At 53.7% G+C, this 14,036-nt stretch carries 15 protein-coding genes and 3 pseudogenes; 5 read left to right on the plus strand and 13 right to left on the minus strand.

Annotated elements, in window-relative coordinates; translation table 11 throughout:
- The 7 genes and pseudogenes from ADK28_RS33270 to ADK28_RS29170 form a co-directional block, all read right to left on the minus strand.
- A pseudogene (locus tag ADK28_RS33270) lies at positions 1 to 150 on the minus strand (DNA recombinase); the annotation flags it as partial.
- 379 nt (positions 151 to 529) lie between these two features.
- Positions 530 to 883: a hypothetical protein gene (locus ADK28_RS32620; protein ID WP_187181805.1), complete on the minus strand. Its 354-nt coding sequence runs from the start codon at positions 881 to 883 to the stop codon at positions 530 to 532.
- 213 nt (positions 884 to 1,096) lie between these two features.
- On the minus strand, positions 1,097 to 1,291 hold the full coding sequence (locus ADK28_RS32360) for a hypothetical protein (protein WP_161802741.1): 195 nt from the start codon (positions 1,289 to 1,291) through the stop codon (positions 1,097 to 1,099).
- 270 nt (positions 1,292 to 1,561) lie between these two features.
- A pseudogene (locus tag ADK28_RS31990) lies at positions 1,562 to 1,663 on the minus strand (ISNCY family transposase); the annotation flags it as partial.
- Positions 1,660 to 2,058 (minus strand): hypothetical protein, encoded by a 399-nt coding sequence (locus ADK28_RS33580; RefSeq protein ID WP_048797466.1) that lies wholly within the window; start codon positions 2,056 to 2,058, stop codon positions 1,660 to 1,662. The gene ADK28_RS33580 and the pseudogene ADK28_RS31990, both read right to left, overlap by 4 nt.
- 663 nt (positions 2,059 to 2,721) lie before the next feature.
- The gene (locus ADK28_RS33490) at positions 2,722 to 2,973 is read right to left on the minus strand and encodes a DUF1653 domain-containing protein (protein WP_075202188.1); all 252 of its coding nucleotides are present in this window, start codon (positions 2,971 to 2,973) and stop codon (positions 2,722 to 2,724) included.
- A gap of 180 nt (positions 2,974 to 3,153) precedes the next feature.
- Entirely contained in the window at positions 3,154 to 4,881 is a 1,728-nt protein-coding gene (locus ADK28_RS29170) for an adenosylcobalamin-dependent ribonucleoside-diphosphate reductase (protein WP_048797468.1), read from the minus strand.
- Between the two features lie 506 nt (positions 4,882 to 5,387).
- Here ADK28_RS29170 and ADK28_RS29175 point away from each other — a divergent pair.
- The gene (locus tag ADK28_RS29175) at positions 5,388 to 6,611 is read left to right on the plus strand and encodes an IS91 family transposase (protein ID WP_048797469.1); all 1,224 of its coding nucleotides are present in this window, start codon (positions 5,388 to 5,390) and stop codon (positions 6,609 to 6,611) included.
- A gap of 304 nt (positions 6,612 to 6,915) precedes the next feature.
- On the opposite strand, the gene ADK28_RS30905 is transcribed toward ADK28_RS29175, so the two are convergent.
- The 6 genes and pseudogenes from ADK28_RS30905 to ADK28_RS33360 form a co-directional block, all read right to left on the minus strand.
- On the minus strand, positions 6,916 to 7,194 hold the full coding sequence (locus ADK28_RS30905) for a type II toxin-antitoxin system RelE/ParE family toxin (protein WP_075202189.1): 279 nt from the start codon (positions 7,192 to 7,194) through the stop codon (positions 6,916 to 6,918).
- The gene (locus ADK28_RS30910) at positions 7,191 to 7,463 is read right to left on the minus strand and encodes a CopG family ribbon-helix-helix protein (RefSeq protein ID WP_075202190.1); all 273 of its coding nucleotides are present in this window, start codon (positions 7,461 to 7,463) and stop codon (positions 7,191 to 7,193) included. The genes ADK28_RS30905 and ADK28_RS30910 overlap by 4 nt, the downstream gene beginning before the upstream one ends.
- A gap of 937 nt (positions 7,464 to 8,400) precedes the next feature.
- On the minus strand, positions 8,401 to 9,348 hold the full coding sequence (locus ADK28_RS29180) for a hypothetical protein (RefSeq protein WP_048797470.1): 948 nt from the start codon (positions 9,346 to 9,348) through the stop codon (positions 8,401 to 8,403).
- Between the two features lie 431 nt (positions 9,349 to 9,779).
- Complete coding sequence (gene repA, locus ADK28_RS30925) at positions 9,780 to 10,031, minus strand: replication regulatory protein RepA (protein WP_071532852.1); 252 nt, start codon at positions 10,029 to 10,031, stop codon at positions 9,780 to 9,782.
- A gap of 158 nt (positions 10,032 to 10,189) precedes the next feature.
- Positions 10,190 to 10,972, minus strand: coding sequence for a TraX family protein (locus ADK28_RS29185; protein ID WP_048797471.1), 783 nt, complete (start codon positions 10,970 to 10,972; stop codon positions 10,190 to 10,192).
- 13 nt (positions 10,973 to 10,985) lie between these two features.
- Positions 10,986 to 11,174, minus strand: a pseudogene (locus tag ADK28_RS33360) (phospholipase D-like domain-containing protein); the annotation flags it as partial.
- Between the two features lie 281 nt (positions 11,175 to 11,455).
- Between ADK28_RS33360 and ADK28_RS29195 the strand changes: the two are divergent.
- From ADK28_RS29195 to tnpC, 4 genes are all read left to right on the plus strand, one after another.
- Positions 11,456 to 11,677 (plus strand): hypothetical protein, encoded by a 222-nt coding sequence (locus ADK28_RS29195; protein WP_048797472.1) that lies wholly within the window; start codon positions 11,456 to 11,458, stop codon positions 11,675 to 11,677.
- A 67-nt stretch (positions 11,678 to 11,744) separates the two neighbouring features.
- Positions 11,745 to 12,074, plus strand: coding sequence for an IS66 family insertion sequence element accessory protein TnpA (gene tnpA, locus ADK28_RS31995; protein ID WP_049191698.1), 330 nt, complete (start codon positions 11,745 to 11,747; stop codon positions 12,072 to 12,074).
- Entirely contained in the window at positions 12,068 to 12,406 is a 339-nt protein-coding gene (gene tnpB, locus ADK28_RS29200) for an IS66 family insertion sequence element accessory protein TnpB (protein WP_048795397.1), read from the plus strand. The genes tnpA and tnpB overlap by 7 nt, the downstream gene beginning before the upstream one ends.
- Positions 12,407 to 12,470: 64 nt before the next feature.
- A complete protein-coding gene (gene tnpC, locus ADK28_RS29205) occupies positions 12,471 to 13,973 on the plus strand; it encodes an IS66 family transposase (protein WP_048795398.1) in 1,503 nt (500 codons plus the stop codon).
- Positions 13,974 to 14,036: the final 63 nt, after the last annotated feature.

Below are 14,036 nucleotides of genomic sequence, written 5' to 3' on the forward strand. Positions count from 1 at the left end.
GCGCAGGCGGCAGGCTTCGGTGACGCGAAAGCCGTGCACGAAGCTCATGTATATCAGGCAGTAGTCCCGTTCCGGGTTGCCCTTCTGTCGTTTTGCCGATTCGAGCAGACGCCCCACTTCCGTCTGTGTCAGGTATTTTCGCTGACTCACGGTCGTTACCTCCCAAGGTATGATTAGCATGATGATGATTGCAGGGGGGATTATGGGCTGTGGATGCGCGCGCGACAACCGCTATCCGTGCCACGCGGCCCGGGGGCTCCCGGCGGGACACCGGCAAAATGTTGCCGGGTAGAACAACAAGGTTATCAAGACGGCCGGTGACAAAACGGCCTGTTGGGTGGGGGCAAGTGATGACGGGATCTGCGCGGCCGCTTTGGCGGCCGGGGCCGGCGTGGGCGCCGGCGGATAAGGGCACGGGCGGGCGATATCCCCGCCGGCTGAGTCAACCCAGGTCGCAGCCCCCACAGGCCAATACGTTGTCGCTAACGTGACAAACGAGGCGGCATTTGCCGGGCTCTTTGCACCGACGTCATTTTTTGTGCCGATGAATTTTTGTCTGGAGATCCCTGAGCCGATCGGTAAGCTGCGTCAGCCCCGCATGCACGTAGTCCCGCTGCAGGGGGGTGATATGCTCATCGGCTTTCAGTCCTTTTCTGAAGTCTTCTACGCAGGCCTGCCATACTGTGAACGGCTGATCCAGCTGGATGATGTGTTCATCAAACACCGTCAGGGCATGCCCCTGATAAGCGAGGTATCCCCGTTCCAGCGTTGCGGCCGTGGTGAGGATCTGCGCCATGATGTGTTTATGTGTTGCAGAGAATTCAGGCATGCCGTCATAAGATCGGGATGACGTCTGGCTCTCGTACTCGAACGCGGTTTCCATGATGAGGGCGTAACGGTAAAATCCCGGGTTAATGCCGTCAGCTCTTTCTCCGTGGCGCCTGTCCAAATCTGATGCAGTTCAGGGGTATAGCCCATCATGCAGTTAATCACCTGGTGTGGCTCCGTGACGCCTTGCGCGTCCAACAGTTGCATGTGTTGCGCCATTTTTGCCGCCATTCGGCGAAAATCGGTCATTGTCATCGGCGTTTCCTTTTTACCGGTTTGGCAGGGCGCACAGCGGCGCAGGCGCCAGCGCGACCGTCTGGTTGTCCGGCGTCGCGTCGGCTACCCACTCCCATGTCCCCATCACATCATTGTTCCAGCCCTGATCTTTCAGGGTGTTGGTCGCATCGGTCAGCCGAACGCAATCGGGCTGTTCCGCCCGCTTGCCGCTGCAGGAGCGCCACAATAGGACCAGGCCGTATTTCGGCCACGCGCCGGCATCCACTGAATATCAATCGCCCCGCGCCGGTAAACACGCCTTTGCTTTTGGGCAGTGGCCAGCGCGCGAACAAGAAACAGCTTTTCCGCATAGGGTGTTGACACGACGCCATCCTGGCGCACCCGTACCCGGGCCACCAGGGCGCAGAACGCCAGATGGCTGAGCGCTGAGGGGGAGGCCGGGGTAACGGATACGGTGTTATCAGTCAATGGCGGCCCTGCCCCTCGACGCAAAAGATTAGTGGCGGATCTGCGCCAGGTCTTCAGCGGTCAGCCCGGTCATCGTCATCACCGCCTCGCGATCGAGGCCGTTGGCCAGCATGGTGCGAGCGATTTTCATTGCTCAGAACCTTCACGGTACAGGCTTCCTTTCCCGGTTCTTGCTCGCAGCCACAGCTCCTCATCTGTCAGTGAAGTCTGAATCAGTTCAATGGGAACACCTGTATCATTGATTATCGCAACAAAATAATCATCAATGGGTTCATACGGTCCAAGAAGTATGTCCTCACCTTTTATTGCTTCAGCCAGGCAGTCAACCTTGAATGCAACATGTGGAACCGTTTTGATTAAAGGATGTAATGGTGAATTATCAGTGAAACGGTGCCATTGCACCCGGAAACGACCAGGATTGTCAGTTGTGTACATCCCGGTCTTTTCACTGAAAATACCGCATTCCTTACCATCCTGAACAGGAATGCCAAAGTGATGAAACTCGTATTTCACATTGTCTTTCATAAATTTCAATAGCTCATTTAAGTATAGGTAATTTGGCCATCGTAAAAGAAGTGGCTAAAAAAAGGCAATCTGCGATGTAAATTGACCTCTCAATTATTGGTCGTTTTAAATGACCACTTAACCGCGTTTTTGATTCCGCTACTCCCCAAACCCCGTTATTCCGACAGCAAACTTTAGCGACACCCCACTTTCCTCCCGAGATTCAAACTGCCCAGATTAAACCCGCCTTAAACGAAGGTGATAAAATTAGTGTTTCCAACCTGTGTGACAGGCTTCTTTTTGAGTAAGCGATGAGATGACCTTCCCTCTCCTTCAAGATATGCATGCCATAATGGATAATATTCAACCAAAACTAATAGAATGTCTGCACTGAAATGAACAGGATTGGCCTGCTAAAACAAATTTTTATCTCTTCATTATCAGCGATCATGGAAAACCTGCCGAGAAAATCAAGCTCACCCGCGCCCGGTTTCTTTACCATCTGGCTCAAAAAGCTCAAATGATCGTTGCTATGGAAGCTTGTGGGGGCTGCCCAGAGCTGGAGTCTACTACGGGACAGACGCATTTACTCAATTCGCGTATATTCTGGCGACTACCGCATCGCCTCGAGAGGGCCGCGCAGTTTACTGTTCCGGATATTTTTATTCGGAGGTATTCAAGTTTTCATTCATTAGGTCCATCGCCATCTTCAATAAAGCGGAATCGGGGGGTGTAAATACCATTGTGTAGCACTTCCTCATTAAACATATCTAACGGCCTGACAAAATACTTTTCACTGCATTCATCCTTACTGTAGAGAAGGCCATGCTCTGCATAATAAACAACGAAATACTCTTTCGTTTCGGTATGTAATGCAACCCCTATAACCACGTAGGTTTTGCCTTTATAATGTTGATATCGTCCGGGTCTATTCATTTTATTTTTGACTCACACTTTACTAATACAGATATTTGACGTTTAATCAGGATATTGATCAATTGAGGGTGCCAACCTTCTGAAATATGCTCCAGACACCGGAGACAACGGCATACGGTTGCCACGTCAGCATTTTCGGCAGCAAGTCCGGTGACAATATTCCCTACCGCTTCATTCCACTTAGTTTCGTTCATGTTTTTGGCTCTCATCAGGTAGATCAAGGGATCTGAGAATACTGCCGCGTAAGACGTTGGGGACATAGCCAGATACGGATTTACAACCAAGACCAAACGCAAGATCATATGTAATCATGAAGTCTTCAAAGGTTGTGGCTACGGGAAAATTGACCGTCTTGGATATGCCTGCATCAATGAAACGTTGTACCGTTGCCTGTACGACAAGATGTTCATAGGGGGATATTTCTGAAGCCGTGACCATAAAATCCGGCAGAGGGCCAGTATCACCGTGAAGGTGGTGATAGCGCTGACTGGAATAGCTGCATGTGATTAATGTATTTTCCCGTCCTTCAGCATCACGAACAATACGCTGTACCCGATGGGCAAAAGTCGGTTCTATCCCTGAGGAAACATTACCCGCCAAGATAGAAATAGAGCCAGTGGGCGCGATAGTAGTGATACTGCCATGGCGAAGGCCATACTGGCGGATGTTTTTTATAATTTGTTCGGGTAGCTGTTGTGCCATTTTGGTCAGAGAAAAAGTCGCATAATCAAAGGCCATACATGCCCCCTTTTCTTGGGACAACTCACAAGATGCCTCGTACGCAGCCGCTGTAAATTCGTTCATCCAACGTTCTATTAGACTCAGACTTTCAGGTGATCCATAACGAACGTTGCACATAGACAACGCATCCCCGAGCCCAGTCAGCCCTAACCCGATACGTCGGGTATGCAAAGCCTGTAGACGTTGACACTCAAAAGGGTAATGGGTTACGTCAACCACATTTTCAAGAAACAATACACCAAGCCGAACCAGTTTCCTCAGTTCTGAGATATCGATATTAGCTCCTGAAGTAAAGGGGAGGTTGACAAGTTTTGCAAAATTTATCGAAGCCAATGCTGCTGAACCATGTTTAGGCAAAGGTTGCTCCGCGCATGAATTGGTTGCAACTATATCTTCCCCTCTACCAAGATTATTATTATCAAGGATCTTGTCAATAAAAATAACCCCAGGTTCTGCACCTTCATAAGCGCGCTGTAAAATTCTGTTCCAGAGCTCTCGTGCTTTTATTTTGCGATATGGGACCCCATTAAATTCAAGTGTCCATTCACTATCGGTTTGCTGACTTTCCATGAACACATCACTAATCAATACCGATATATTCATGTAAGCCAGCCGACCTTGCGCCTGCTTGGCGTCAATGAACTCAAGAAGCTCAGGATGCGTACAGTCAATAACCATCATCATAGCCCCACGTTGTGCTCCGCTACTCATCACAGACGCGCACATTTCATTCCAGAGTTGCATGACCGCCAAAATACCCGGAGATACCCCTCCGCCAGGCAAAGGGGAGCCGCGCGGCGGAATGTCGGATAAATTACATCCAATTCCTCCCCCGGCTCGCATCGTTCTGGCAGACATGTCCAGATTATTAAGCGTATTGTGTGGACAACCATTCAAGCGGTCGATAACAAATGTATTGACGAGCGTACGTATGCCAGGCGTACCCGAACCGGCCAAGATCCTACCTCCGGGCAAAAGCTTGTATGTATTCAATGCATCCAGTAGCGCCTTTCTTTTACACTCATCTTCTTCTTCGCCCTCCGGGAAAACATGGTCGACGACACGTTGCCAGGTATCTGCAATGGATACATCCATGATGCCCGTTTTTGTGTTTATCCCCTGATATTTATTTTTCCATACAAACATTGCCAGCTCACTATCACTCATTACCTACTCCTTCCTGGTACACGATGTTTTTCAGTCTGTTAATGGAATGAATATTTACGGTATCCGATATCTGCCAAGGTAGGCCTGAGTCCAGCAAGACTGGGTGCAGCACGATGAGACTGAAAATACTTCAGTCCTTTGGGCCCGATAGTAGGAACAACCGGGGGAATAATAAATCTGGATTACATTTGTTCTAGACCAGATATTGACCTCTTTCAAGGCCCCTGGTTAAAAATAGGGTCAATTCCCCCCTCAAAAAAGTAATGTTGCGGGGAAAGATAGAACGTAGCGCCCCTGCGGGGCGAGCACGGCAGCGTTGCTGCCTCAACCGTCTTTAAGCCCCAGCCCCACATCAACGCCGGTGCCGCCTGACGGCACGGCGGCTCGCACGGTGGTGCATGCCCCACCGTCGCGCTGACACCGACATAAAATGAGCACGCCTGCGACGTGAGCCGGCTGGCGCCAACGCCCTTTTCCTGTCCCTGCCTCCCTGTAGACTCTGCACCATGTATATTCCGCGACCGGCAAAGCTGTTGTTCCAGCACGATGATGGCTGGAGCCGCTATCTTGACAAACACGGCGACACCCTCAGCGACTGGACCAAACTCGCCGTCGAACGTATGCTCGCCTGCGGCACCTGCGCCATGGGCGTACGCCGCTACTGCTGTGCCTCACCGGATTGCACCCATGCCCGTTTCTTCTGCCAGAGCTGCAAGTCCAAAGCTTGTAGCAGCTGTGGCTTCAAGGCCACCGAGCAATGGATCGCCGAGCAGCAGCACATCCTGCCCGACTGCGACTGGCAGCACATTACGTTTACCATGCCGCACCTGCTGTGGCCGTTCTTCAACAACAACTGGCCCCTGCTCAACGACCTGTTCCGCTGCGCCACCCGCGCCATGCTCCGCTGGGCGCGCCAGCAGGGTATTGAAGTCGGCATTTTTTGTGCGCTGCACACCTACGGCCGGCAGCTCAATCAGCACCCGCATATCCACGTCTCTGTCACCCGCGGCGGCCTCGACATCAAACACGGCACCTGGCGGCAGTTGTTCTTTAAAAAGAAAGAGGTAGAGCAAATCTGGCGCAACGCCGTCATTTACCTGCTGCGCGACAACTACGCGCAAATTAACCCCGGAGGCCTGCCGGGCTTCGGCCATATCCGTAATGAAGATCGGTGGCACCGCTATCTGCATGCGCAATATCGCCGCGCCTGGAAAGTGCATTTTGCCAAAAAGACCCGCGGGGCCTGGCGCAGCGTGAAATACCTGGGCCGTTATCTGAAGCGCTCGCCGGTGGCCGCTTCTCAGCTGCGCCACTATCGCGGCGGTGCCGTGGTGCATCAGTATTACGACCACCGCACGCAGCAGCACAAACGCCAAAAAATCAGCCAGGAGGAGATGCTGCAGCGTTACGTCAGCCATATTCCGGCGCGGCATTTTAAAATGGTGCGGTACTACGGTTTTTTGGCCAACCGCAAGCGGGGCTCGCTGCTGCCGAAGGTCTACGACGCGCTGGCGATGACGGTACGGGAAAAACCGCAGAAGCCGGGGTTCGCGGTGCTGATGAAGGGCTTCCTGGGCACTGATCCGTACCAGTGCATCCTCTGCAAGGGCCGGTTGCGTTTTGCCGGCGCTGTGGCGGGTGAACACGCCACCAAAATGCTCTCTGACAGGCTGCAGCGGATGGATAAAAAACGATGGCTTCAGACGCCTTCCCTGGATAAGTGCGCCTGAAAAAAGGGTTTTAGCTTAAAAATACGGCAAAACAGGCATTTTATTCGTATTACCGTAAAAAGGCCCCACTACATACGGCTCTTTCTTGCCCCGATTCATGGTTAGGAAACTCAAAAAGAGGCGATTGAGTTTCCTAACCATGAACGAAAAAACCTGGGGTTCCGGCGTAGAACCCCTTCAATATCGGTGTTGCAAAAACGGGAGTGGCCATAGATTCCTAACCATGAATGCACTGTGTTGTCGGGAGGATTCGTGCTCTGATCCTTCAACTAAGCAAAAGTTAGATTTGTTCAACAAATCCCTGTCACAACCGTTCTTCACGCTGGTGCCATATACGCAATATTATTAGTGAGTCTCCTTTCAATTCGTAATGCATTTCGTAACTGCCTACAATGCATCGACGAACTTCGCGGGGTTCATAGTCGACAACGATTTCTCCGCGACGTGGATTTAATAACAACGTCGTGGGGGCATCAACTAAAGAGCGCACAACTTTAGCAGCAGCAGGCTCATTTTTTTTGGCTAAAAAATTATAGAGACGTATCACATCATCCCTGGCCGGAACAGTCCATTCAAATATCATTTCCGTGGCTCAGGAGGAAGCTGTTGATTATCAGTCCCCAATGATGCTGCCCAGGCTACCATGTCTTCGTGTGAAATAACCTGTCCAAGGTCAACAGCAACGAGTGCTTCTTGAATCAAAACATCGCGTTGGGCCTCGCGGGCCAGAAACTGCCCTACAGCTTCTCTGACCAGCCATGACCGTGTTCGACCGTTCTTTTCAGCCCAAACGTCTACCTTTTTTGCCATCTCAGCCGGCAATGGTGCTGTGATTGTTCGATTAGCAGTCATAGCAACTCCAATAATATTTATTGAGATTCAATAATAATTTGTAATTTGCAAGAAGTAAACAATGCGCGTCAGCGCATGGAGGCGACAGCTGAGCGGCATAAGAACGCCATCAGGTCAGGGTCGCCGGCCGCGCGGCGAAGCCGCCCAGGTCTGATAGGCATCGCCTATCTCATCCCTCGCCCTGTAAGACTAGTTCCGCTGAATGCGACGTATATCTTTGTGTGCGCCGTCGGAGTGGTCACGACAAGGCGTAGCCGCAGTCGGGGCGTATCTCCGCGTTAGCGGGCCGTTAGGGCCGCTTACGGGCGTGTATGAAGAACTGTCAGCAACACCTCTGACAGCAATTTGATTTCTAGTTATAACATTCATTGTTAAAAGCGACTCTGTTCCGGCCCTTTGGGCCGGGGCGGGGGCGCTTTTCAGTGGTGGTAGGAGGATTGTGGTGCTGAGGTTGTTGAGTTCGGTTAGCTGAGAAATTTCGAAGGTTCTTGCTTGCGTGCAGAGTCTTCTGCCTGCAGCTGTTGCTGCAGGAGCTACTTTAGATTTTGCTGAGTGTGATTGGGATGTTAAGGGCGATGTTGTTTTTTGCCCGAGCGAAGCGAGGGACGTACTCAACAGCACCCGGCGTTAGCCGGTGCGCTGAGTTACTCCCTTTTTAAAGGGCTTAATTTGTTCAGAAACAACCTTCGAAATTAAGCATATTACTGAGTACCTTTTCGAAGTTAATGCAGATTACGAAGTTAATGTCGAAGTTAAAGGGTTATTCCTCGTCGATCGCTATTGGCTGCGTCCCCGATCGACGTCGGCGGTCGCGAAAATCATGCCGGCATCTGCCGAAACAGGCCGGATCAATGGCCAACCAGGCATCAGCGGCGGGAAACAGGCAGCACAAAATCCCCGCGGGTCAGGCAGGGTAAAGCAAGCAATGTTCGGAAAATTAGGTTGGAATGGCGCCAGCACGCTCCAGCAGCAGCCGGTAGAATGCCTCTGGATCGCTGTTCAGCAGTCCAGGCTGTTCACGTTTGAGCGTATTTTCCAGCTCCATCGCCTTCAGCGGCGAGCTGCCCATCGTCCACTGCACCCAGGCCTGATAAAAGCCGTTCTGCTTCTGGCGACGGGCTGCGGCCAGCTTTTTGATGCCGGCGGCGGTGTCATCCAGCAGCGTATCCAATCGCTGCTCGTTCTGCTGCCGCCTGGCCAGTTCGTTGCCAATCGCCTGTTCCGCGCCGCGCTTAAGGTTTTGCAGGTCGGGACTCACCACCCACCGCCGAATCTTTTTCAGCCGGTTCTTCAGCGAGTGCTTGCGCTCGATGTCGATCCCCAGATGCGCGATGCGCACCAGGTGGCGCTCGTATTTTTGCCTGAGCGTTTCGGTCAGGCCGTTTTTAATCGCCCACAGCCGGTACTGGTTCAACCACTGGCGAATTTCGTCCACCTGGATGCCGCGGCTGGTGAAGAAGTTCTCCGTCAGCCAGATGCGCAGCGGCTTGTTCTGACCGGTGTCGGTATCCTGCCCGCGCGACACGATGAGATAGTCCAACTGCTCGAGCACCGACAGCGCGTGCAACGCCACATCATAGGCTTTGCGGCCGCTTTCGTAGACGTGCAGCACCCCCATGGCCTTGGCCACGTCCTCGAACGGCAGCATGATCTCGAACGGGTAGTCGCTGTCTGGGTTGTAGTCGCAGTTAGCGCCCAGCACCAAAGAAAGCACCGTCAGCGCCTCACGGCTCTCCGACCGCGCGGCAATGCGCATCGGTTTGGGACGGTAGTCCGGGTTATTGCGTTGGGTATACGGGATGTAGCCCTGCCGGCGCAACTCGATCAGATCATCATTACGCCGCCAGTCGTGGTTGCTCATGCGGGCAACTACTTTGCTTGCCATGCCCTTTGGCACCCGGCAGCACAGATTTGGCGTATAGCGACGATGAATTTTTTGTTGCCCACGCCGAAGCGCATTAGCCTCGCCACGCCGGGAGCCACGGGATTCATTGATGTGGTGCTCAACATTCGCAAATTGGCTATTCAAGTAGCCCTGCGCTTATGTTGCGCCGAAGGAGTTGACCTTTAAAAGGCATAAAACTATACTCCCTGCATAGAGCAACGCTTCTATACAGTTTTAAGTGAGCCCCGTTAATCTTTCCCGTCCGCCAAGATAGAGAAGATTATCGGGGTTTTTGCTTTTCAGTGTTCTGGTAACAACCTCCAGACCCACTTCCCTGCCACCTTGCGGCGTGGCCAACCAAAAATTCTGCTAAACGATCAGTAATCTAGCACTCACGGCTACAACGATCAAGAATGTGATGTCGTTGCATTTCAAATGTGTCTTGTCGACTCCATTTCAATCAATCGCTCAATCATTTCGGCCTGTGTAATACCTTCTCGTTCACACATGCTTTGAAGTTGATGCTTGAGTGAGTCTCTAACAAAAACACGGACTTCTTTGTGTGTGCTTTTCTTCCGTTCCAGAGAGATTTGCTGCCGTTCAGCGGCGCTCAACGGACTCCCCTTACGATAGGAACGTTTCGTTCTCGATGAGGAAGTTACTACGCTTGCGGCTTGTGTCATTTCAGCCTCCCCAAGGATCTAAAAAGGATCATTTAGCAGAGACTACTACAAAAACCTTGGCTTAGCAGCTTCAAAGCGATCTTTTCTGTCCAGAACATATGATATTGGCGGATATTGCCCTACATACTGAGATCTGCATCATCGATTTTTTTACCGTCTTAACGAACCAACCAGGCGAGCAACGCCAGCAACAACAAGTGCCCTACATAGCCGTACAAGAAAAACCCCCGCGGCAACAGTCGCCGTTGATTGAACGGCGTCGCCAGAGGCAGCGTCCCCAGGATGAGCACTGCCGGCAGCAGCAGGCCGGCCAGCATCATCGTGCCGCCCAGCTCGGCATTGAGCATCAGCACCAAGAGCGGCCAGGCCACGATCGCCAGCCCGCGCACCGGCCAGACGGCCGTCACGTACCCCGGCAGGGAAACGCACAGCCCATAACTGGCCAACAGCAACAGAACGCCGGCAGTACCGTAACTGCCGTCTGTGGCGCCATACGCCCACCACAGCGCCAGCAAAACGCCGCCGGCCAATACCGGGTTAGGTGCGCCCTTGCGCATCGGCAACGACGCCACGGCCAGCGCCTGTGTCACGGCAGCGAACAGGAACAAAATATTCGGATCGGTAAATGCCAGCCCGTCATGACGCATCACCAGCCAATAGCCCGGCTGCGCAACCACAGCCCATATCCACAGCCGAGTCGCCTGCGTCTGCCGGACAGGCCGCGACGCCAGGTTGTACCCCCACAGCAAGGCGAACAGCGGAAATGCTCCCCGCCCCAGCAGCAGCAGAACCGGCTCATTTAGCCCCAGCGCGCGGTTGGCGTGATCGACAACCATCAACACCAATGCCAAAAATTTCAGTACGTCCTGCTGCAGGGGGGTGAAGCGCACTACCTCGCGTACCTGCTGTAGTTTTCCGCTGTGCGGATCGAACATTGCCATCCGATTTCCTTTCTTAGTAAGTCGACTGCCAGTCCTGGCCCTGCGCCCAACGGGATTGCCAGTGAACCAGGTACTGTTTGGCCACTTCCGGCATGTCGCGCAGCACCACCACATTTTCTGAGTTGGCGCGATGTGCCGATCGGCTGAAATTAAAGCTTCCCGTTTCTGTCGTCACGCCATCCACGACGATCACCTTGTCGTGAACTGTAACCCTCCCGTTGTTACTGCTAATTGATTGTTTTCGACCACTCTTACTTATCCTGATACAGTCAGGAGCGGTCTTTTGAGACAGCATTTAAAAGTTTGAGTAATGGTCGACTTCAGAAATGCTATCTATGATAAGTTTGCCGTTACACGCCGTTTTCTGTTTGTAAATTCACCAGAACCTGCCGGAGCCGAAGATGCTGCTCCCCCACTCCGGTTGAACTCAATTGTTCATGTTTAGATAGCCTGACTTGTTCTCTTTCTGAAAAGGAGCGGAGCTTGAAACTCTTCTATACAACAGCTGATTTCATCTACAAGGGTAAACCTTGTCCTGGCATTCCATTTCTCTGCAACAACGACATGGAAATTGTCGAGGTGGCTACCAACTATCTTCTCTGGCTGGCTATGGAGAACGCTTATACCGCAAGTTCAGCAACCTGGAAGAGCCATGCGGAAACGCTTTATGACTATTTTTCGTGGCTTTCTGTAAGCACGCGGTGAACTCACATTGTTAATCCTTGTGCGACTCGGCACGCTTGAACCTCATGTTCACTACGCAGGTTCCCCCATGCCAAAATCTCGCCATACCCTCCAACAACAGCAGCAACATGTCGCCGACTGGCAATTCAGCGGCCTGTCCCGCACTCAGTACAGCCTGCAACACCATCTCAATGTCAAAACCTTTTGCAACTGGGTCGGCAAGTGGACCAAAATCCCAACGTCACCGGCCGCTGAACCCCCTTTTATTCCGGTGACTGTTGCCCCTGAAGAGGCACCGCTATCCCTCCCCAACATAGACCCGCATATGCCCGCCATTACCCTGAATTTAAAACGGTGCTCCATCACCTGCCAGCCCAGCCAGTTGCCGGCCATCATGGCGGAGCTCAACCTATGCTAATGCCTCATGCCATCTGGCTGGCCCGTGAGCCGACCGATATGCGCCGGGGTATTGATACCCTGACCCGGCTGGCCGATGAACACTTGCCCTCGCCCTTACCGCCGGGAACCGCGGTGGTTTTCTGCAACAAGGCACGCTCACGCATCAAAGTGTTGCAGTGGGACAAGCACGGCGTCTGGCTGTGCACCCGCCGGTTGCATCAGGGCCACTTCACCTGGCCCCGCCCCGGGGATACCGCCTGGCCGCTGACGGCAGAGCAGTTCGCCTGGCTGACCAAGGGGGTAGACTGGCAACAGGTTGAGGGGCTTGACCTGCCGGGCTGGGAAACCTGAGACGTTAAACGTTAACGTCATGATATGACGTGATTATCACCGTCCGTTATGTCAAGCTGCTGATATGGATATCGACGCGCTGTTTACCACACAAGATCCCCATGAGTTACGTGTCCGGGCTCTGGCCCTGCTCGAAGCTCAGGCTCACTACATCCAGGCCCTGGAAGACGCGCTGAAGGCCGGCCGTCGCTGGCGCTTCGGCCGCAAGAGTGAAGCCTTCCAGGGCGAACAGCGGAGCCTGGCGGAAGAGGATGTCGATGCCGACACCGCCGACCTGGAACAGCAGTTGGCGGCGGTGTTACCGGCAGGCAAGGCGCTCCCTGGCACACCGCCCAAACGCCAGCCATTGCCGCCAGAGTTATCCCGTGAAACGGTCCGTCTTGACCTGAGCAGTCATGACTGCCCCGACTGCGGGCACGCCCTGCGCCCCCTGCGTGATGAGGTGAGCGAACGGCTGGAGTACATTCCGGCTCGGGTGGTGGTGCATCGCACGGTGCGCCCGCACTACAGCTGTCCCTGCTGTGAAACCGTCCATACCGTTCCCTTACCGCCTCAGCTTATCGAAAAAGGCCAGCCCGGTCCGGGGTTGTTGGCCCAGGTCACCGTAGCCAAATGCAGTGACCATCTGCCGCTATACCGTCAGCAGAAAATCTACCTGCGTCACGGTATCGATATTCCCTGCAGCACGCTGGCTGGTTGGTTCGGTGCGGTGGGGGCGGCACTGAAGCCACTGGCCGACGCCCTGCGGCAGGACCTGCTGCAGCAAGCGGTACTGCAGGCGGATGAGACACCGTTACTGTTGCTCAATCCCGAAAAAGGTCACAGCCAGAAGGGGTATCTGTGGGCCTACGTCAGCGCCGCCGGGGCAGACAGGGCGGTGGTGCTGTATGACTGCCAGCCGGGCCGCAGTGGCACCTATGCCAGCGCGATGCTGGATAGCTGGCAGGGTACGTTGGTCGTGGACGGCTATGCCGGTTACCGGGCGCTGTTCGACGAAGGTAGCGTGAAGGAAGCCGGCTGCTGGGCGCATGTGCGTCGGAAGTTCTTCGACCAGCACAAGGCGAACGGCAGTCCGGTGGCAGAAATCGCCCTGGCCACTATCCGCGAGCTGTACAACCTGGAGCGACGGATAAAGCAGCGCCCGGCAGAACAACGACGACGATGGCGACACCGTTATGCCAAACCGCGGTTGAAGGCGTTCGAAAGCTGGTTACAGGTGAAGCAGCAGAAGACGGCACCAAACTCGGGGATACGCAAGGCCATCGACTATACGTTGAAGCGATGGGCGGCGTTACTGGTCTATCTGGAGGATGGTCGGGTACCGATAGACAACAACCGGGCGGAGAACGTGATACGTCCGGTGGCGGTTGGGCGCAAGAACTGGCTCTTCGCAGGCAGTCTGCGAGCGGGTCAGCGAATGGCGAATATCCTGAGTCTGCTGGAGACGGCAAAGCTGAACGGTTTGGAGCCGTATGCCTGGTTGCGTGATGTACTGACGCGGTTGCCGTCGTGGCCGAACCGGCGGTTGAATGAGCTGCTGCCGTACGCCGGCAATACCTTCCGTTAGTCCTCTGAAAATCCAAAACACAAACTCACCTTGCAACGCAAGGTGAGTTCACCACGTGCTTAC

It is taken from the genome of Serratia sp. 506_PEND (genome assembly GCF_001076875.1).
Taxonomy (GTDB): domain Bacteria; phylum Pseudomonadota; class Gammaproteobacteria; order Enterobacterales; family Enterobacteriaceae; genus Serratia; species Serratia marcescens.

What these genes read in the sequence shown, in the direction of transcription:
- ADK28_RS33490 (WP_075202188.1), bottom strand. Translation starts at nt 2,973, where the DNA reads ATGAATAGACCCGGACGATATCAACATTATAAAGGCAAAACCTACGTG.
- tnpC (WP_048795398.1), top strand. Translation starts at nt 12,471, where the DNA reads ATGGATATCGACGCGCTGTTTACCACACAAGATCCCCATGAGTTACGT.
- tnpA (WP_049191698.1), top strand. Translation starts at nt 11,745, where the DNA reads ATGCCAAAATCTCGCCATACCCTCCAACAACAGCAGCAACATGTCGCC.
- ADK28_RS33580 (WP_048797466.1), bottom strand. Translation starts at nt 2,058, where the DNA reads ATGAAAGACAATGTGAAATACGAGTTTCATCACTTTGGCATTCCTGTT.
- ADK28_RS29185 (WP_048797471.1), bottom strand. Translation starts at nt 10,972, where the DNA reads ATGGCAATGTTCGATCCGCACAGCGGAAAACTACAGCAGGTACGCGAG.
- repA (WP_071532852.1), bottom strand. Translation starts at nt 10,031, where the DNA reads ATGACACAAGCCGCAAGCGTAGTAACTTCCTCATCGAGAACGAAACGT.
- ADK28_RS29170 (WP_048797468.1), bottom strand. Translation starts at nt 4,881, where the DNA reads ATGAGTGATAGTGAGCTGGCAATGTTTGTATGGAAAAATAAATATCAG.
- ADK28_RS29175 (WP_048797469.1), top strand. Translation starts at nt 5,388, where the DNA reads ATGTATATTCCGCGACCGGCAAAGCTGTTGTTCCAGCACGATGATGGC.
- tnpB (WP_048795397.1), top strand. Translation starts at nt 12,068, where the DNA reads ATGCTAATGCCTCATGCCATCTGGCTGGCCCGTGAGCCGACCGATATG.
- ADK28_RS30905 (WP_075202189.1), bottom strand. Translation starts at nt 7,194, where the DNA reads ATGATATTTGAATGGACTGTTCCGGCCAGGGATGATGTGATACGTCTC.
- ADK28_RS29180 (WP_048797470.1), bottom strand. Translation starts at nt 9,348, where the DNA reads ATGGCAAGCAAAGTAGTTGCCCGCATGAGCAACCACGACTGGCGGCGT.
- ADK28_RS32620 (WP_187181805.1), bottom strand. Translation starts at nt 883, where the DNA reads ATGGAAACCGCGTTCGAGTACGAGAGCCAGACGTCATCCCGATCTTAT.
- ADK28_RS30910 (WP_075202190.1), bottom strand. Translation starts at nt 7,463, where the DNA reads ATGACTGCTAATCGAACAATCACAGCACCATTGCCGGCTGAGATGGCA.